Annotated in this window: 18 protein-coding genes; 4 read left to right on the top strand and 14 right to left on the bottom strand. The window is 63.2% G+C overall.

Annotated features, from left to right (window positions below; all coding sequences use genetic code 11):
* The first annotated feature begins 156 nt into the window (after nucleotides 1-156).
* The 4 genes from BUC08_RS16340 to BUC08_RS16325 all read left to right on the top strand — a co-directional run bounded on the left by BUC08_RS16340 (nucleotide 157) and on the right by BUC08_RS16325 (nucleotide 5,581).
* Entirely contained in the window at nucleotides 157-1,521 is a 1,365-nt protein-coding gene (locus tag BUC08_RS16340) for a calcium-binding protein (RefSeq protein ID WP_051694599.1), read from the top strand.
* 310 nt (nucleotides 1,522-1,831) lie between these two features.
* The gene (gene pdhA, locus BUC08_RS16335) at nucleotides 1,832-2,842 is read left to right on the top strand and encodes a pyruvate dehydrogenase (acetyl-transferring) E1 component subunit alpha (protein WP_037929356.1); all 1,011 of its coding nucleotides are present in this window, start codon (nucleotides 1,832-1,834) and stop codon (nucleotides 2,840-2,842) included.
* A 3-nt stretch (nucleotides 2,843-2,845) separates the two neighbouring features.
* Entirely contained in the window at nucleotides 2,846-4,228 is a 1,383-nt protein-coding gene (locus BUC08_RS16330; protein WP_037929354.1) for a pyruvate dehydrogenase complex E1 component subunit beta, read from the top strand.
* A 12-nt stretch (nucleotides 4,229-4,240) separates the two neighbouring features.
* Nucleotides 4,241-5,581 (top strand): pyruvate dehydrogenase complex dihydrolipoamide acetyltransferase, encoded by a 1,341-nt coding sequence (locus BUC08_RS16325; RefSeq protein ID WP_037929352.1) that lies wholly within the window; start codon nucleotides 4,241-4,243, stop codon nucleotides 5,579-5,581.
* A 116-nt stretch (nucleotides 5,582-5,697) separates the two neighbouring features.
* Here BUC08_RS16325 and cysE read toward each other — a convergent pair whose 3' ends face one another.
* The 14 genes from cysE to BUC08_RS16255 all read right to left on the bottom strand — a co-directional run bounded on the left by cysE (nucleotide 5,698) and on the right by BUC08_RS16255 (nucleotide 17,170).
* Nucleotides 5,698-6,513: a serine O-acetyltransferase gene (gene cysE / locus BUC08_RS16320; protein ID WP_037929350.1), complete on the bottom strand. Its 816-nt coding sequence runs from the start codon at nucleotides 6,511-6,513 to the stop codon at nucleotides 5,698-5,700.
* Nucleotides 6,514-6,620: 107 nt separating this feature from the next.
* The gene (locus BUC08_RS16315) at nucleotides 6,621-6,920 is read right to left on the bottom strand and encodes a DUF7742 family protein (protein WP_051694598.1); all 300 of its coding nucleotides are present in this window, start codon (nucleotides 6,918-6,920) and stop codon (nucleotides 6,621-6,623) included.
* Nucleotides 6,920-10,843 (bottom strand): baseplate multidomain protein megatron, encoded by a 3,924-nt coding sequence (locus tag BUC08_RS16310; protein ID WP_037929348.1) that lies wholly within the window; start codon nucleotides 10,841-10,843, stop codon nucleotides 6,920-6,922. The genes BUC08_RS16315 and BUC08_RS16310 overlap by 1 nt, the downstream gene beginning before the upstream one ends.
* Nucleotides 10,844-11,284, bottom strand: a complete 441-nt coding sequence (locus tag BUC08_RS16305) for an NlpC/P60 family protein (protein WP_037929346.1) — start codon at nucleotides 11,282-11,284, stop codon at nucleotides 10,844-10,846. It abuts the gene before it with no gap.
* The gene (locus tag BUC08_RS16300; RefSeq protein WP_037929341.1) at nucleotides 11,281-12,168 is read right to left on the bottom strand and encodes a DUF2163 domain-containing protein; all 888 of its coding nucleotides are present in this window, start codon (nucleotides 12,166-12,168) and stop codon (nucleotides 11,281-11,283) included. Before BUC08_RS16300 ends, BUC08_RS16305 begins: the two co-directional genes overlap by 4 nt.
* Nucleotides 12,168-12,800: a DUF2460 domain-containing protein gene (locus BUC08_RS16295; RefSeq protein ID WP_037929479.1), complete on the bottom strand. Its 633-nt coding sequence runs from the start codon at nucleotides 12,798-12,800 to the stop codon at nucleotides 12,168-12,170. Before BUC08_RS16295 ends, BUC08_RS16300 begins: the two co-directional genes overlap by 1 nt.
* Nucleotides 12,801-12,813: 13 nt before the next feature.
* A complete protein-coding gene (locus BUC08_RS16290) occupies nucleotides 12,814-13,476 on the bottom strand; it encodes a phage tail tape measure protein (protein ID WP_037929339.1) in 663 nt (220 codons plus the stop codon).
* Complete coding sequence (locus tag BUC08_RS16285; RefSeq protein ID WP_037929333.1) at nucleotides 13,473-13,676, bottom strand: rcc01693 family protein; 204 nt, start codon at nucleotides 13,674-13,676, stop codon at nucleotides 13,473-13,475. Before BUC08_RS16285 ends, BUC08_RS16290 begins: the two co-directional genes overlap by 4 nt.
* Nucleotides 13,673-13,990, bottom strand: a complete 318-nt coding sequence (locus tag BUC08_RS16280; RefSeq protein ID WP_037929332.1) for a gene transfer agent family protein — start codon at nucleotides 13,988-13,990, stop codon at nucleotides 13,673-13,675. The genes BUC08_RS16285 and BUC08_RS16280 overlap by 4 nt, the downstream gene beginning before the upstream one ends.
* Nucleotides 13,991-13,996: 6 nt before the next feature.
* The gene (locus tag BUC08_RS16275) at nucleotides 13,997-14,410 is read right to left on the bottom strand and encodes a phage major tail protein, TP901-1 family (RefSeq protein ID WP_037929326.1); all 414 of its coding nucleotides are present in this window, start codon (nucleotides 14,408-14,410) and stop codon (nucleotides 13,997-13,999) included.
* A 75-nt stretch (nucleotides 14,411-14,485) separates the two neighbouring features.
* Entirely contained in the window at nucleotides 14,486-14,896 is a 411-nt protein-coding gene (locus BUC08_RS16270; RefSeq protein WP_037929323.1) for a DUF3168 domain-containing protein, read from the bottom strand.
* Nucleotides 14,893-15,231: a head-tail adaptor protein gene (locus BUC08_RS16265; RefSeq protein WP_037929321.1), complete on the bottom strand. Its 339-nt coding sequence runs from the start codon at nucleotides 15,229-15,231 to the stop codon at nucleotides 14,893-14,895. The genes BUC08_RS16270 and BUC08_RS16265 overlap by 4 nt, the downstream gene beginning before the upstream one ends.
* Complete coding sequence (locus BUC08_RS16260) at nucleotides 15,228-15,827, bottom strand: head-tail connector protein (RefSeq protein ID WP_037929320.1); 600 nt, start codon at nucleotides 15,825-15,827, stop codon at nucleotides 15,228-15,230. The genes BUC08_RS16265 and BUC08_RS16260 overlap by 4 nt, the downstream gene beginning before the upstream one ends.
* A 164-nt stretch (nucleotides 15,828-15,991) precedes the next feature.
* Nucleotides 15,992-17,170, bottom strand: a complete 1,179-nt coding sequence (locus BUC08_RS16255) for a phage major capsid protein (RefSeq protein ID WP_037929319.1) — start codon at nucleotides 17,168-17,170, stop codon at nucleotides 15,992-15,994.
* Nucleotides 17,171-17,206: the final 36 nt, after the last annotated feature.

The raw sequence follows: 17,206 nt of genomic DNA, 5'->3' as shown, positions 1-17,206 counted from the left end.
CACATGGCGGCCAGAACTCGGAACGGGCGCGATATGATCATATTTATAAGGGCTAAATCTAAAATAATTTGCCAGTAGCAATCTTTTGCCAAATTCGTGACACAGTCCTGAATACATCCTTAGGGAGAGTTAACCATTGTTTAACGAGGTATCGGTATGACACAGCTCACCTGGAACTCTCTTAATCTCTTCAATGACAACGGCGACTGGGATTTCACCACGCTCAACTGGGAGGTCGAGGTGCTTGACCCCGACCTGTTGATCGTCGTGTCGCTTCCTGCCCTGTTCACCAACGGCAGCGATGCCGTTTTCGGTTCGGGCAATTACACGGTTACCTTCGACACCGGCGGACTGGGCGTACGGGCCGGTGACATTGTCGTCGAAGGCGGCAACATCCTGATCGACGGCGATGCCGGCGAAGACCTCAGGCTGGGAACCGGATCGATCATATCGGTCAACAACGGCGCAACCCTGACCATCGACCAGGATATCACCGCAGGCGACGTGGTTCTGGGTGACACCGGCACATTGATCCTGAACGGCACCAACAGCCATGCGGGCCCCACCACGGTGTCGATGGGTGTGCTTGAGGTGAACGGCAATATCACCACCTCGGATGTCAGCCTGTCCGGCACCGGCGTGCTGCGTGGCACGGGCACCATTTCCTCTGATGTCACCATGAACGGCGGCACCCTGTCCGGATCGCTGAAGTTCGGCGGCGGGCTGGATCTGATGGGCACCTCTGCCGTGAACACAGACCTGACCTTCAACAACCAAGCCAACACGCTGGAGCTGACCGATCAGGCGCAGGTCAACGGACGTGTTTACATGAAAGGCGGCAATGATGTCCTGAACGTCGGCGAAACGGCCGCGATCAACGGCAATATCCTGACCGGGTCGGGCGATGACGATGTCACCGCGACCGGCAGCCTGTCGGGATTTGTGCGGCTGGGCAACGGCAACGACAGCTTTGACGGCACCGGGTCCACGCAGGCCCGCACCGTGATCGCGGGTCAGGGCAACGACACGATGACCGGCGGCAGCGGCGACGATCTGCTGCGGGGTGAAGGGGCCAACGACGTGATCAACGGCGGCGATGGCAACGACATACTGGATGGCGGAAAGGGGCGCGATGTCATCGACGGCGGTGCGGGCGACGACATGATCTATGGCGGCCACGGCAACGACACGCTGACAGGGGGCGCAGGTGCCGATCTGTTCATCTTTACCGAGATCGAGGACCTGTGGAACGGCGGCGCCCGCGAGGTGATCACCGACTTTACCCAAGGCGAGGACCGCCTGCGGATGCGCGGCATCGACGCGGACATCAACACCGCCGGCGACCAGAACTTCAATTTCCTGGGTGACGCGGACTTTACCGGCACCGCGGGTGAATTGCGGTCGGTGATCTCGGACGGGCGCACCTTTGTCAGCGGTGACGTGGACGGCGATGGCCTGGCCGACTTCCACCTGATCCTGGACGGCGAAATCACCTTGCTGGGGTCGGATATCATTCTGTAATCCCGCCGCCGCGCCCCCGGTCTGTCGCAGAGGAATTCATCCCGTTCCACCGCGAGGGCGCGGCACAGCAAGTGACACACTGCCCCCGTATGCCGGGGGCAGTGGCACGTCTGGCCCCCCGGATCTGCGCCGACGCCCTGCAAATCCGCCGCCTGCACGCAGGTTCAGACACTCAAGTGCCGGAAAACAAGGCACTCCCCGACGATACGGGCGCGAATTGCCACGCTTGAATATAACCTCTCGCATCACTCCGCCGAATCCGATAAAAGATAGTTTAACGCTAAACTATTAACGTCAGGGAGGGTCGCGCATGGCCGCGAGAAAGACCACCAAGAAGCCGAATGTCTCGGCAGACGAGCTGAAGGCCTATTATCACGACATGCTGTTGATCCGCCGTTTCGAAGAAAAGGCAGGACAGCTTTATGGCATGGGTCTGATCGGCGGCTTTTGTCACCTTTATATCGGGCAAGAAGCCGTTGTCGTTGGCCTGGAAGCCACGGCCAAGGAAGGCGACAGCCGCATCACCACCTACCGCGACCACGGCCACATGCTGGCCTGTGGCATGGACCCCAATGGCGTCATGGCCGAGCTGACCGGCCGCGAGGACGGCTATTCCAAGGGCAAGGGCGGCTCGATGCACATGTTCTCCAAGGACAAACGCTTTTACGGCGGTCACGGCATCGTGGGCGCCAACGTGCCACTGGGCGCGGGGCTGGCCTTTGCGGACAAGTACAAGGGTAATGACAACGTCACATTCACCTATTTCGGCGATGGCGCGGCCAACCAGGGTCAGGTTTACGAAACCTTCAACATGGCCGCGCTGTGGCAGTTGCCCTGCATCTTCGTGATCGAAAACAACCAGTACGCGATGGGCACCTCGCAACAACGCTCGACCTCGAGCGCCGAAATCTGGGAACGCGGCAAGGCGTTCGGCATTCCGGGCGAAGCCGTGGACGGCATGGATGTTCTTGCGGTCAAGGCCGCCGGCGAAACCGCCGTGGCCCACGCCCGTTCGGGCAAGGGCCCCTATATCCTGGAAATCAAAACCTACCGCTATCGCGGCCACTCGATGTCGGACCCGGCCAAATACCGGACCCGCGAGGAAGTGCAGAAAATGCGTGACGAGCGTGATCCGATCGAAGCCGTGCGCACGCTGCTGCTTCAGGGCGAGCACGCGACTGAAGAGGACCTGAAAGCCATCGACAAGAAGATCAAAGACGTGGTGAACGAAAGTGCCGAGTTCGCCAAGAACAGCCCGGAGCCTGCGCTCGACGAGCTGTGGACCGACATTTACGCAACCGAAATTCCGCAGGAGGCTTGATCCATGGCAACCGAAATTCTGATGCCCGCCCTGAGCCCCACGATGGAAGAAGGCACGCTGGCCAAATGGCTGGTCAAGGAAGGCGACACCGTCAAATCCGGTGACATCATGGCCGAGATCGAAACCGACAAGGCCACGATGGAATTCGAAGCCGTCGACGAAGGTGTGATTGGCAAGATCCTGATCGAAGAAGGCACCGAAGGCGTGAAAGTGAACACCGCCATCGCCATTCTGGTCGAAGAAGGCGAAGAGGTCGGCGACGTCGAGGCGTCCAAGCCTGCCGAACCCGCCGAGGCCCCTGCCAAGGAAGAGGCCAAAGGCGACAGTGCCGCCAGCGGCAAGGACCACCCTGCCCCGGCGGCACCTTCGGTCGACACCACACCCGACTGGCCCGAAGGCACCAAGCTGAAACAACAGACCGTGCGCGAGGCCCTGCGCGATGCCATGGCCGAGGAAATGCGCCGCGACGAAAACGTGTTCCTGATGGGCGAAGAAGTGGCCGAATATCAGGGCGCCTACAAGATTTCCCAAGGGTTGTTGGATGAATTCGGCTCCAAGCGGGTGATCGACACGCCGATCACCGAACACGGCTTTGCCGGTATCGGCGTCGGCGCCTCTTGGGGCGGTCTGCGCCCCATCGTCGAATTCATGACCTGGAACTTCGCCATGCAGGCCGTCGACCAGATCATCAACTCTGCCGCCAAGACGCTGTATATGTCCGGCGGGCAGATGGGGTCGCCCATGGTCTTCCGTGGTCCCAACGGAGCCGCCGCCCGCGTCGGTGCGCAGCACTCTCAGGACTATGCCGCCTGGTACATGCAGATCCCCGGCCTTAGGGTCGCGATGCCCTATTCGGCATCGGACTACAAAGGTCTGATGAAAACCGCGATCCGCGATCCGAACCCGGTGATCTTCCTTGAAAACGAAATCCTCTATGGGCGCAGCTTTGACGTACCTGACGTGGAAGATTACACCGTGCCGTTCGGCAAGGCCCGCATCTGGCGCGAGGGCAGCGATGTGACCATCGTCAGCTTTGGCATCGGCATGACCTATGCCCTGGAAGCAGCAGAGAAACTGGCCGAAGAGGGCATCAGCGCCGAGGTCATCGACCTGCGCACCCTGCGCCCGATGGACACCGCCAGCATCATCAAATCGGTACAGAAAACCAACCGCTGTGTGACTGTTGAAGAAGGCTGGCCACAGGGGTCTGTCGGCAACTACATCAGCTCGGTCCTGATGCAGGAGGCGTTCGATTACCTGGATGCGCCGGTGATCAACTGCACAGGCAAGGATGTGCCGATGCCCTATGCGGCGAACCTGGAAAAACACGCACTGGTCACCACCGCCGAGGTTATCGAAGCGGTCAAGACCGTGACATACAAATAAGGAGCGCGCGATATGCCTATTGAAATTCTCATGCCCGCGCTTTCGCCCACCATGGAAGAGGGCACATTGGCCAAATGGCTGGTGAAAGAAGGCGACACCGTCAGCTCGGGCGACCTGCTGGCGGAAATCGAGACCGACAAGGCGACGATGGAATTCGAAGCCGTGGACGAAGGCGTGATCGGCAAGATCATGGTCGAAGAAGGCAGTGAGGGGGTCAAGGTGAACACCGTGATCGCCGTGTTGCTGGAAGACGGCGAAAGCGCCGATGACCTCGGATCGGCCAAGGCCGCGCCGAAAGACGACGCGCCGAAAGAGGAGGCGCCAAAAGAGGACGCGACCAAGGAAGCCCCGGACGCCAAAGCACCGGAAGCTGCAACACCCGAAGCCGTCGCTGCCCCACCTGCCCCCAAAGGCGGCGATGGCAAACGCATCTTTGCCTCGCCACTGGCGCGTCGCATCGCGGCGGACAAGGGCGTGGACCTGGCTCAGGTCTCCGGCTCGGGACCGCACGGCCGCATCGTCAAGGCCGACGTCGAAGGGCTGTCCGCCTCGGACACCCCCAAGGCCGCCGCGTCCAAACCCGCCGAGGCGTCGGATGCACCCAAAGCGGCAATGGCCTCTGGTCCGTCCGCCAGCGCCGTCGCCAAAATGTACGAAGGCCGCGACTACACCGAGGTCAAGCTGGACGGCATGCGCAAAACCATCGCTGCCCGTCTGACCGAAGCCAAGCAGACCGTGCCGCATTTCTACCTGCGCCGCGACATCCATCTGGACGAACTGCTGGCCTTCCGCGCCACGCTGAACAAACAGCTTGAAGCGCGCGGTGTGAAACTGTCGGTCAACGACTTCATCATCAAGGCCTGCGCGAACGCCCTGCAACAGGTGCCCGACGCCAACGCGGTCTGGGCCGGTGACCGCATCCTGAAACTGACACCCTCGGACGTGGCCGTGGCCGTGGCAATCGAAGGGGGACTGTTCACACCGGTCCTGCAAGACGCACACCACAAGTCGCTGTCGGCCCTGTCATCCGAGATGAAAGACCTCGCCACCCGCGCCCGCGACCGCAAACTTGCGCCGCATGAATACCAGGGCGGCAGCTTTGCGATCTCGAACCTGGGCATGTTCGGCATCGACAACTTCGACGCGGTGATCAACCCGCCCCACGGTGCGATCCTGGCTGTGGGTGCCGGCGTCAAGAAACCGGTTGTCGGCAAGGACGGCGAACTGGCTGTGGCCACGGTCATGTCGGTCACCCTGTCGGTCGACCACCGCGTCATCGACGGCGCATTGGGGGCCGAGTTGCTGAACGCGATCAAGGACAACCTTGAAAACCCGATGGCAATGCTGGCTTAGGCCCGTTTGATCTCTGGTTTGAGAAATCCGGAGACGCCCGCAAGGGCGGCAGGGCAAAAACGACAAAAGCCGGGGCATTGCCCCGGCTTTTTCAATCTGATTACGCGAAGAGCGGGTTAAAACTCTTCGTTCTTGCCCAGCATGTGGTTCATCGAAATCGCAGGCTGGTCACACCCCGCCTCGCCCACGATCCGCGCGGGAATGCCCGCCACGGTCTTGCAGGGCGGCACCTCTTCCAGAACCACGGACCCGGCGGCGATCCGGCTGCAATGGCCGATCTTGATGTTGCCCAGAACCTTGGCCCCCGCCCCGATCAGCACACCATCGCCGATCTTGGGGTGACGGTCCTGTTCTTCCTTGCCGGTCCCGCCCAGCGTCACCGAATGCAGCATCGACACGTTGTCGCCGACCACGGCGGTTTCACCGATCACGATGGAATGGGCGTGGTCGATCATGATCCCCTTGCCGATGCGCGCAGCGGGGTGGATGTCTACGCCGAAAATCTCGCTCACCCGCATCTGGAAGAAATAGGCCAGATCACGATGCCCCTGCTGCCACAGGTAATGCCCCACGCGATAGGCCTGGACCGCCTGATACCCCTTGAAATACAGGATCGGCTGCACCAGCCGGTGGCAGGCAGGATCGCGTTCGTAGACGGCAACCAGATCGGCGCGCGCGGCGTCGATCAACTCGGGAGCTGCGGCATAGGCCTCGTCGACAATCTCGCGCACCACCACCATCGACATCTCGTTCGACGCCAGTTTCGCGGCAATCCGATAGCTCAGCGCCTTGTCGATGGTCTTGTGATGCAGGATACACGCGTGGACAAAGCCCCCGATCAGGGGTTCGTCATCCACCGCCATGCGGGCTTCGTCCATGATCTGGTCCCACACCGGGTCGATTGCAGAGACGTTGGTTCTCAATTCAGCCATGACACCTGTCCTTTCACGCTTATTGATAGCGCAATAGCGGTAAAATGACCAAACGCAAACCTGTGAAGGGGCACATTCCCAAATCTGATGGGTCCGCTCCGGCGGCGTTAGAAACCGTCCCTGACCTGCCCCAAGCGATCCCTTAGCCCCAACAAAACAAGGGCCAGACAGTCGCAATAGCCACTGTCATCCAGCGTCGGCTCGGCTGCGAGAACCCGCTTGCGTGCCGCATCCGACAAGGTGCCATTGCCCCACAGCGGATGCGGTCGCCCCGTGCGGCGGGCATATTTGTCGGCCCAGGTGGCCTCTTTCAGCATCCGCCTGCATTGATCGGCGCGCAATCGCGCAGGCACCGCCATCAGCGCCCGCGCCGCATCGCGCAGGTCGGTGTGCAACACGGGACGCATCACAGATCGACCGTGATCCGCCCTGCCAGCCCGGCCCCGTAGCGCGCCGACAGCTGCGCCACCTCGACCACGACCGCGCCCAGCGCCGCGTCGGCAGCCTGTGCCGCGGCATCATAGGTCCACACGGGCCCCGCAACACTGTCTTCGCGCAGCACCGCCCCGTCCTTCAGCACCCGGACGCGGTAGCTTTCGATATCCTCGCCCAGCGGCACCTCGGCCATGTCCCAACCATCACCATCAATCCGCGTCCGCCGCACCCAGCTTATTGCAATATCACCTGAGCCAAGCACATCCGCGCGCAGATGCACCGGCGCATAGGGCCGCAACCCGTTGCCGTCAAAGGCTTGCACCTGCGCGACATAGCTCGGATCGTCCAGCCCCCGCCGCGCAGGGCCGATGCGGTAATGTTGCGCCACGCGCCGCAGGCTGGCGGCCATGTCGATCTGCGCAGGCGTGCCGTTCATCAGCACCACCCATGACCCCACCGGCCAGGCATCCGGCATCAGCGCATCGGTGCCCAACTGTCCCCGCAACCTGCGGCGCAACAGATAGGTGTCCGGCGCGATCAGTTCCGTTTCCTGGAACTGGAACAGCTCCCAGTTGTCACTGCTCCCATCCCCGATGGCGCACAGGTTTCGCCCATTCAGCACCGCTGCCTCTGAAACCGATGAAAGCGCCCCGTGCAACAGGCGCACTTCCAGTGCCTCGCCCTCATCCCAGATCGCGGGCGCATGGCGCACCAATGCCGATTGCGTCAGGCCAATCACCGCCTCCTGCGCGATGATGCTGTTCAGTGTGTAATCCTCATCCGACGGTGCGCTGTATACGGCAACCGTCCCGGGCCAGGGCTGCGCGGTTACCGCCAGATGCGGCGCATGGGGCACCTCGTCGCCGGTCATCAGTGGCAGGTCCAGAAAGAACGGCGACACCGGCACCGGCGGGACAAAGTCATGCACCCGCGCCAGCGCATCCTCCATGTCCGAAGGTTCATAAACACCCGGCTCGATCCGCACCGCTTCCAGCATCTGGAATGCGCCCTGCTCGACCCGGTCCACACGGTAGCGCGCGGCATCTTCGCCCTCACCGCTCAACCCGATCACATCTCCCGCACCAACGCCCATCACCGACGGCGGCAAGGCCACACGCACCGCGTCGCGCGCCACACGCGCCTCGACCAGCCAGCGTTCCACCACCTGCCGTCCCTCGGCACGCGTCATCGCCAGCGCCACCTCGGATGTGGCAACCGCATGCGTCGCGTCATCCGGCAGCACGGCTTCCTCCGCGATGGTCTCGAAATTGCCATCTGCCTGCACGAACCGCAGCCGCACGCGCCCTGCCATTTCGGCTTCGGCCTCGCGGATACGTTCCAGCGTGCCTTCCATCTCGTCACTGACGACCAGATCGCTGCGTGCCAGATCTGCCGTCAAGGCCCCGTCCCGCTTACGAAAGGCCAGCACCCCGTCGCGTTCAATCGCGTCAAAGCCATACCGCAGCATCAGCGGTTGCAGCGACGCCCGCGCGTCGGCCACATCGTCCACCACGTAGCCACGCACATAGCCATGCAATTGCGACGTGTCATAGGCCTGCAAGCCTGCCTTTTCGCAAATCTCACCCACCACGGACGCCAGCGTGCGCGCGCCGGTGCGCCCGTTGATCCAGTGACCACGGGTATAATTCTCCCCGTCGCTCCACTGCGCTGTGTTGTTGGGAAAGAACGGATAGGGCCGCGTGTCCCAGGCCCAGACAAAGCTGCGCGACAGGTCCAGCATCGGCCCCCCGTATTCAACCGACACCGGGTTGTGCATTGCTTCCCCCCAATAGGAATACATCGCCCGCAGATAACGCTTTTGAATCAGGTCGTCGCGCGTGCCGTCCGAATAATACGGCAGATCGCTTTCCGAGGATTTCGCATCCAGGAACTTGTTCGGCTGGTTGGTCCCCTTGTCCACCGCCGCACAGCCCAGTTCGGTAAACCATATCGGCTTGGATTGCGGCTCCCAGGCGGTCGGCACTTCGCTTCGCACGCCGTTCACCCGTTCGTGGTGCGTGTTCTGCCACCAGTTGCGCAAGTCCTTGACGCGATAGACCCAAGGCTCGTCATGCGCGCCATCGGTGATCGGCGTGCGGATCTGCGCGTCGCGGGCGTCCGAGGAATGGTAATACCAGTCATAGCCTTCGCCACCCTCGATGTTGGCACGCAGGTAATCCAGGTTGTAGATATCCCCCTGGTCCGCATCCAGATGCGCGTCGCCCTCCCGCCAGTCCGACAGAGGCATGTAATTGTCGATTCCGACAAAGTCGATCTCGTCATCGGCCCACAGCGGATCAAGGTGAAAGAACACATCACCCGACCCGTCCTGCGGTTGATAGCCGAAATACTCCGACCAATCCGCCGCATAGCCGATCTTGGTCCCGGCCCCCAGCAAGCTGCGCACGTCCCCTGCCAGCCCACGCAAGGCGGCCACGAAAGGAAAGCTGTTCCCGGCCCCCCGGATCTGCGTCAGCCCGCGCAGCTCGGACCCCACACAGAACGCGTCAACACCACCCGCCGCCGCGCACAGCGCCGCATAGTGCAGGATGAACCGCGAAAGGCTCCATTCCTCGGGGCCGGTGTAGGTGACTGTGCCATCGCCCACGATGAAATCCGCCGCCGTCACGCTGCCGACAAAGGCCGCAACCTCCGCATCCGCCACAGCCGTCCCGTCAGGCGACCCATTCTGCCCAGCCGCCTTGGACGTGGTGATCCGCCCCCGCCACGGCAAAGCGGGCTGGCCCAACGCATCCGAATAGGGATTTGGCAGATCATTCCCCGCAAGCTGATCCATCAGCACAAAGGGGTAAAACATCACCGCCTTGCCCGCGTCATTCAGCGCGCGGATCGCCTCGACCACAGCGGCATCCGCCGTCGTACCGCCATAGATCGGACGGTCGCCCACCTCGGCAATCTCCTGCGCAGCACTGCGTGTCAGCCCCGACACAACCCACGGCATGTTCTGGCCGTCCGCATCCTTGCGCTCCACCTTGGGCCGGATCGTGCAGGTGTCACAGCGCAGGTCGTCCCCGAACCACGACACCACCAATGACACCGCACCACAGTTCTGCAACTCGCCGTCCAGAACCTCCAGCGATTGTGCAAAGTCAGGCTTGCCTGCAGGCGTGTTTACATTGGCACTCCACCGACCGCCCTTGCCATCGTCGTAATAAACCGGTGTCGTGGCCAGGGCATATTCTCCCGTGCCGGGGATCAACGCCACCCCCTGCACCGCCTGCGCCATCTCGGCGGCATAACCGTCCTCGCCGGGCTGCTCGGCGCGGATCACCTCGAACGAAAACTGCGGCACGCGGTTGCCAAAGCGCTGCAACCCCAGGTCGTCCATCACCACGTAAGCCGTCCCGCGATAGGCAGGCACCTGCCCCGCGCCCTCGATCGCCTCGATCGTGGGATCGGGCAACTGGTCCTGCGTTCCCGTATAGACACGCATGTTCAACTCATCCGCCGCCACTTCCTCGCCATCCGCCCAGACGCGCCCCACGCGCAGGATTTCCCCCGCGCTCAGCGCTATCGCCAGCGACACAGAATAGCTGTATTCGCGCGTCGCAGGACGGCTTGGCGCGCCCTTGCCGCCCCCCGACTGCGCCACTGTCTCGCGGAAATCCGACGCCCAGATCACCTGACCGCCGACCCGCATCCGCCCGTAAACCTGCGCCACCGGGTCGCCTTCGCCCGCATGGGTCAGGCGAAAGCGATCCACGCGGCCGGTTTCGACCACATCCGAGCCTTGGCCCATCAACCGCTGGTCGATCACCTTGCCCAGCGTCGCGCCAACGGCCCGACCGATGGCCACCGACGACAGACCTGCCAACGTGCCACCAACCGAGCCACCAATTGCGGCACCCGCCGCCGAAAGAACTATCGTCGCCATTCAGGACCCTTCCTCGGGAAATTGAAACCGCGCCACCAGACGCCGCCGCCAAGGCGTGCTCAGCGGACTTTCCACTACGCCGTGACCGGAATAGGCATGTATGAAACTGGCACCCGCACCGATGTCGGCCGCCACCCCCAGATGTTTGGCCACCGCCCCGTCGCGCATCCTGAACAACAGGATGTCACCCGCAGTCGCATCCTCCAGCGCCTTTGGCGTCAGATGCCGCAAGGCCGCTGCCCACAGCCGTTCGTCGCGCTGCGGCTCTGACCAATCCATCGAATAGGCAGGGGGCACTTCCGGCTCTGCCCCGATCACCTCGCGCCAGATGCCCCGCACCAGCCCCAGGCAATCGGCCCCGGCCCCGCGACAGGACGCCTGATGCACATAGGGCGTGCCGATCCAGCCCCGCGCCACATGAACAACCCGCGCCCCGCTCATCGCAGGCTGCCCCCGGTGTTGACACCGTCCGCGCGCGGGACCGACATCACCCAATCCTCGCCCGGAATGTCGGGAAAGCCCTGGAAGTTCACCAGATTGTCGAACTTCAACCGGCAGGTCTCGGTGCGTTTGTCACACCCGGCCAAGACGCGGACGCGGTCCCCCGCCACCAGCGGCACCCGCAGCTTTTGCCACAGCTCGATCCGCCGCGTCCCTCCGATCAGCGCGTCATCCTTGATGACACCCCACAAGCCTGCTGCCGCACCGCTCAGAACATCCAGTCGCCCGCGCCGGAACCAGTCCGGCTCGAACGCGCCCGCATCCGGCCATTCGAACAGCAACCCGTCGCTGCCAACCTCCAGCGTGACGTCGACAAAATAACCGGGCGTCGCGGAATTGAACCGACACTGCGCATCCCCCAGAACAGCCGTACAGGGCTTCTGGTAGATCCGGCCCAAGGGACGGTTCAACGCCTCGGTCAGCCCGCGCAACTCTGCGTGAAAGGCACCGTTGGCACGGCGCAACTCGCCCATGCTGCCACGAAACTGCAACCATCGGACGGACACGTCCTGCCAGTTCACCAGCCACGCCCGCACCTCGGCCCCGTCGAAACGTCCCGCCTCGATGTCCGCCTCGGTGATCGCGGCATCGCTCAGCGCGCCCAGCGCCTCGGTGTTGTCCACCGACAGCCCCGTGCTTTGCGCCAGCGCCGCCGCGCTCAAACCCGTGTCGGCCCGGAACGTCATCCCGTCAAAGGACAGCGCCCTGTCATGATCGGTAAACCCGTACTGAACCCCGTCCGCACGGGTGATCGCCCAGGCCCGGCACAATGTCGTCGTGCCCGTGGCCACATGCGCCTGAAACGCAGCACTCAGCCCCGCCATCAGACCCGCACCTCGATGACCGGCACATCCGGCACCTGGCCCGCCTGGAAACTGGCAACACTGGTCTGGATCTGATCGGTTGCAAAACGCACCGGCACGTCGAATTCAAACCCCGCCACGATCTGCATCTGCGGATCGGGCGGATGGGCAAAGGCAACGATGCCAGTGGTCACATCCACCTCGTAATCCACGCCTTCTTGCAGTTCGTCCTGCTCGACGCCAACGCGCACGGTGCCCGCCACAGGCTTGGAAATGATCCGGTCATAGCTCTGCACCCCTGACCGATAGGTTTTCACCAGCGGAAAGCTGACCGTCGCCCCGTCACCCACCGCAATCACCTGATCGTCAAAGGCGATCTGCCCGCTGGCCTTGCAGGTCTTGAAATCGGCCCAGTCCTTCCATCGAAACCCGAACATCTGCCCGCGCCGCGCCTCGAAAAAGGCGATCAGCGCCTCGATGTCATCCAACGACCGCATCCCCAGCCCCGCATCATAGCGGCGGCGCGAATGCGCCCAGGGCGTGTTGCGCTCCTCGTACCCATTGGCCAGCGTGACAATCTCGGTGCGTCGCTCCGGCCCCCCGAGCGATCCGAAACTCAGCGACGCGGGAAATCTTACCTCGTGAAAATTCATGTTCTTCCCCTCCTCAGCGGTTACGGTTGCCACGGCCCAGCGCACGGCCCATCTTGGCCGCGATCTGGTTCTGGCTGCGCTGGAACCCCTGCACATCCGGCGTGGTGATGTTCATCACGATGGTGGGCGCTGCCACCCCGCCACCGCGCACGCCCAGCTTGCCATCAGCCCCGCGTGCCAGCGGCATGATTGCCTCGGGGCCTGCCTCCCCCAACAGCCCCATTCCTCCGCGCATCCCGAAAGGCGTGGCGCTGCTGACGATGCCTCCACTGGCAAAGGGCATGACCCGCCCCTGGCTGAACGACGCCCCGCCGGCAAAGGGCAGAATACCCTGCACCAGCCCGTTCACCCCCTGCGCCAGCAAGCCGCCGAAATGGGTGGTCACGGGTTTCAGCGCGGCATTGTAAGTGGCGTTGATCATCGACTGCGCCACGGTTTGCAGCGCGTCCGACAGCTTCATCCCGTCAAAAACCACACCGTCAAACGCGCGGCGCAGGCCACGGCTCAACCCGCGTTCCAGCGTTTGCACATCCTGCCCCGTCGCCGCCAGCGATATGCGCATCCGGCGCAGCTCACTGTCAAATCCTGTCACCATGACCGAGGCCTGACCCAAACTGTCCGACAGCGCGTCCGCACTGGCGTCCAGATCCTCGATCTTGTCCTGATACTCGCTCATCTCGTTCCCTCACATTCTTTGTCGGGATAGGCCGCCATCAGCGCCGCCAGCCCGTCGTTCAACAGCGGCGCACCCGCGCCCGCATCCCCCAGCATCATCCGCAACTCGGCAGGCGTCAGGCTCCAGAACACGTCCGGGGACAGCCCCAGTCCATGCAATCCCGCCCGCATCAACGCCTGCCAGTCCATCGTCTGCCTCATGCTGCGGGCACCACAAAGGCACGCGCCAGCAACTCTGCCGCCGCCCTTGCCGCCGCCATCGGCCCGCCCTCTATCTCGGCCTGCGCCAGCGCGGCGGGTGACAGATCACAGCCGCCCCCCTCCAACCCCGCGCCCAGCAGGACCAGCACATCGCGGGTAGAGAACGCACCGCTCTCGAACCGCTCGACCAGCGCCACCAGCGATCCGGTCTCCAGCGCCGCCTCAAGCGACGCCAGCGCACCCAGGGTCAGGCGCATCACATGCCGCTGTCCATTGATGGTCAGCGCCACGTCTCCCCTCCACGGATTGGCCATGTCAGATCACAGCGCCACAAAAGTCAGCAAACCGGCCGACGCCAGCGACATCTCATAGGTCGCCTCGCCATTGTGGCTGCCCGCGTATTCAATGGCCGTCACCTGAAACGGACCTTCGATCACACCGAAATCGGGAATGATGATCTGGAAATCCGGCACTTCACCGTCAAAGAACAACTGGCGCGCGCGCTCGTCCGTGCCTTCGTCCTTGAACACACCCGCGCCGCTGATGCTGCACGACCGCACGCCTGCCCCCGCCAGCAACTCGCGCCAGCCGCCCTGGCTTTCCAGACTGGTCACATCCACCGTTTCGGCATTGAAACTGACGCGCGTGGCCCGCAGGCCCGCAATCGTCTCGAACTGACCGTCCGAGGTCATATCCACCTTGACCAACAGGTCTTTTCCATTCTGAGCAGCCATGAAATTCTCCAATCAGGGCAAAAGGTTAAACTTTCTCGTCACGCGCCAGGTCATGCGCCCCCAACGCGCGTCACATCATGCGTCTTCGACGCGGGCCTTGAACCGCAGGGCAATCATCCGTCCCGCACCCGCATCGCTGCGGTCCGCCACCGCGCGGTCGAAATTCAGGTAAATCAGCCTGCCACGCGTCAGCGTCAGGTCGGCACCGTGCAACGTGTCACTGACCGCTGTCGCCACCGCCTTGGCTGCGGCAAAGCCCTGCACATCCGTGACAACTGCAATCCGCACATCGTGCAGCGCACCGGTGCCGGTCTTGTCATTGGCCGCCTGTGCGGTCTCGGCCCCGATGCTGACATACAGCGACGGGACAGTTCCCGTGGGCACCGCATCGTAAATGTCCGTCCCAACCAGGTCCGTGACCGCGGTCGATGCTGTCAAAGCCTCGTAAATCGCGCCTTGCAGCGCAGCCGATACACCATAGCTCATGTCGCCACCTCCTCATCTGCGAAACAGGTCAAATAGCGTCCCTCGGGATCATGCTCGGCCACCGCCGTGATGCGAAACACCCGCGCCCCATCCCGAAACCGCTGTTCCGCCGCCGGCCGCTCGGGGTGGCCCTCGGGCGCGCCCCGCACGATGATGCGATAGGACACCCTGGACACCGCCACAGGCCCCGCCGCCGCCTCGCGCCCCGTGCGCGGCAAAACCTGCGCCCACAGCACGCCCAGCACGGTCCAGCTCTGCGCATATCCCCCCGCCCCGTCAGACACCCGCACGGGCGTCTCCAGGATAAGCTGGCGGTTCAAACGCGGCAGCTTCATGCCACCCCCCCGGACCAGACGCGGAACGTGCGATACCGCTCGATCAGGCTGCTGACGCCAAAGGGCATACAACCCTCGCTCAGCGTCGTTTCATTGCGGAATTCGTAGTAATGCGCCGCCAGCAGCAAAACCGCCTGCTGCAGATCCGCGGGCACCTCGCCCCATGTGGCGCCGTATCCCGCGTCAAAGCCGATCACGACCGAACCCGCCGCGGGAATCGCAGGCAGCAATGTACCCACCGGGCGCAGCTGGGGCCGCTGTCCGTCCTGCTCCAGCCAGTAGTGCGCCGCGGGCACCTCGCTGCGCACCCCCAACCGGTCCACGATCTCGACACGGGTCACAGCCACCACCGGCGCCACCGGAATGTTTGCCGCCTCACGGTCCCGCCAGCGGGTCAACGACCAGCTGAAACCACGCTGCAACAGGACCTTGCCCGTGCGCGCCTCCACCGCCGCCATTGCTGCCCGCAAGAAGCTTATCAACAGCTCGTCCTGCAGCGATCCCGCGCCAAATCCGGTTCCCAGACGCAAATGCGCTTTGAATTCATCCACCGGCAGGCCCGCGTCAGGCACCGTGGTTTCTTCGATCAACATCATGGAACATCTCCAAAATTCCGGCCCCTCAAAGATCAGAGCCGGACGCACACCAGCCCGCGTTGCTCAGACGGAGGGGAGCAGCTAGACAACGCTGGCCTGTCAAAAGGGCACACGCCCGGCCAACGCGGGGAAACCAACGCCCCCCGCGCCATCCACCACCCCGATTAAGAGACGGCGAATTTCAGCAGCTTGATCGCGGCAAAGTCGCTGACATCGCCGCCGACGCGCTTGGTCGCGTAGAACAGCACATGCGGCTTGGCGCTGAACGGATCGCGCAGAATGCGCAGGTCGGGACGTTCCGCGATGGTGTAGCCCGCCGCAAAGTTGCCAAAGGCAATGGCAAAGCCTTCGTCCGCTGCATCCGGCATGTCCTCGGCCACCAGCACCGGATAGCCCAGCAAGGTCGCAGGCTGCCCCGCCCCCATGCCGTCAGACCAATGGAACCGCCCGTCGCTGTCCTTCAGCTTGCGCACGATGCCTGCGGTTTTCGAGTTCATGACAAAACTCGCGCCGGCGCGGTATTGCGCCCCCAGCGCATAGACCAGGCCAATGATCGCGTCAGGCGTGACAATCCCGTCAATGCCCGTCGTCTCATAGCCGATGCTGCCCCACGACCAACTGCCGTTCGCAACCTTCGGATGGGCCAGGAACCCCTTGGGCTTGTCCACACCATCACCGTTGACAAAGGCTGCCGCCTCGGCCCGCGAAAACTTGTCCGCAATGCGCCCGGCCAGCCAGCCTTCGATGTCGAACGCACTGTCATCCAGCAACCGCTGCGACGCCTTGGGCAGCGCCGACAATTCATGCAGCGGGATGGTGATCCGGTCGATCTGCGGCGTATCGGTTTCCGACACGGCACCCGTTTCCGTGGCCCAACCCGCACCCACATCCGTGTGATCGACCAGCACGTCGAATGTCGTCGCCTCGACATTCACCACCGACGCAATCGAACGCACCGATGCGGTCGCATTCAAAACCGACTTCACCGTGTCCGCCGTCTGCGGGTCCACCAGATAACCCCCATCGCTGTTCACCGCGGTCGACAGCGATTTCACCTCCATCTCCAGGCCGCGCAGCCCGTCATCGTCACCCGTCCGCAGATAGGCATTGAACGCCTTCTGATGCGGCGCGCCTGTGTCCACAGCGCCCGCCAAAGGGGGGCGCGCAGGTGTCATTTGTTTCCGGTCCAGCATGGTCAGTCGCTCTTCTGTTTGTTGAAGTTTCATCTCAATGTCAGCCTGAAAGCCCTTGAAATCGCTGACAAAGCCATTGACGGCCCGCGTGACTTCCTGAACCGGAGACAGATCTTCCCCGGTCCGAGCCTTGATCTCGGTCTTGCTCATCCGCATGTCCTTGGTTGATTGCAGTTCAGACGCGAC

The sequence above is a fragment of the Pseudosulfitobacter pseudonitzschiae genome, assembly GCF_900129395.1.
Taxonomy (GTDB): domain Bacteria; phylum Pseudomonadota; class Alphaproteobacteria; order Rhodobacterales; family Rhodobacteraceae; genus Pseudosulfitobacter; species Pseudosulfitobacter pseudonitzschiae.
The sequence above is the reverse complement of the archived record's forward strand: the minus strand, read 5'-3'. Positions and strand labels throughout refer to the sequence as shown.

Coding starts and splice junctions, on each gene's coding strand:
- BUC08_RS16290 (WP_037929339.1), bottom strand. CDS start 13,476: ATGAGCGAGTATCAGGACAAGATCGAGGATCTGGACGCCAGTGCGGAC.
- BUC08_RS16300 (WP_037929341.1), bottom strand. CDS start 12,168: ATGGCGGGGCTGAGTGCTGCGTTTCAGGCGCATGTGGCCACGGGCACG.
- BUC08_RS16325 (WP_037929352.1), top strand. CDS start 4,241: ATGCCTATTGAAATTCTCATGCCCGCGCTTTCGCCCACCATGGAAGAG.
- pdhA (WP_037929356.1), top strand. CDS start 1,832: ATGGCCGCGAGAAAGACCACCAAGAAGCCGAATGTCTCGGCAGACGAG.
- BUC08_RS16285 (WP_037929333.1), bottom strand. CDS start 13,676: ATGAGGCAGACGATGGACTGGCAGGCGTTGATGCGGGCGGGATTGCAT.
- BUC08_RS16265 (WP_037929321.1), bottom strand. CDS start 15,231: ATGAAGCTGCCGCGTTTGAACCGCCAGCTTATCCTGGAGACGCCCGTG.
- BUC08_RS16280 (WP_037929332.1), bottom strand. CDS start 13,990: ATGGCCAATCCGTGGAGGGGAGACGTGGCGCTGACCATCAATGGACAG.
- BUC08_RS16330 (WP_037929354.1), top strand. CDS start 2,846: ATGGCAACCGAAATTCTGATGCCCGCCCTGAGCCCCACGATGGAAGAA.
- BUC08_RS16295 (WP_037929479.1), bottom strand. CDS start 12,800: ATGAATTTTCACGAGGTAAGATTTCCCGCGTCGCTGAGTTTCGGATCG.
- cysE (WP_037929350.1), bottom strand. CDS start 6,513: ATGGCTGAATTGAGAACCAACGTCTCTGCAATCGACCCGGTGTGGGAC.
- BUC08_RS16340 (WP_051694599.1), top strand. CDS start 157: ATGACACAGCTCACCTGGAACTCTCTTAATCTCTTCAATGACAACGGC.
- BUC08_RS16255 (WP_037929319.1), bottom strand. CDS start 17,170: ATGAGCAAGACCGAGATCAAGGCTCGGACCGGGGAAGATCTGTCTCCG.
- BUC08_RS16305 (WP_037929346.1), bottom strand. CDS start 11,284: ATGAGCGGGGCGCGGGTTGTTCATGTGGCGCGGGGCTGGATCGGCACG.
- BUC08_RS16275 (WP_037929326.1), bottom strand. CDS start 14,410: ATGGCTGCTCAGAATGGAAAAGACCTGTTGGTCAAGGTGGATATGACC.
- BUC08_RS16270 (WP_037929323.1), bottom strand. CDS start 14,896: ATGAGCTATGGTGTATCGGCTGCGCTGCAAGGCGCGATTTACGAGGCT.
- BUC08_RS16260 (WP_037929320.1), bottom strand. CDS start 15,827: ATGATGTTGATCGAAGAAACCACGGTGCCTGACGCGGGCCTGCCGGTG.
- BUC08_RS16315 (WP_051694598.1), bottom strand. CDS start 6,920: ATGCGTCCCGTGTTGCACACCGACCTGCGCGATGCGGCGCGGGCGCTG.
- BUC08_RS16310 (WP_037929348.1), bottom strand. CDS start 10,843: ATGGCGACGATAGTTCTTTCGGCGGCGGGTGCCGCAATTGGTGGCTCG.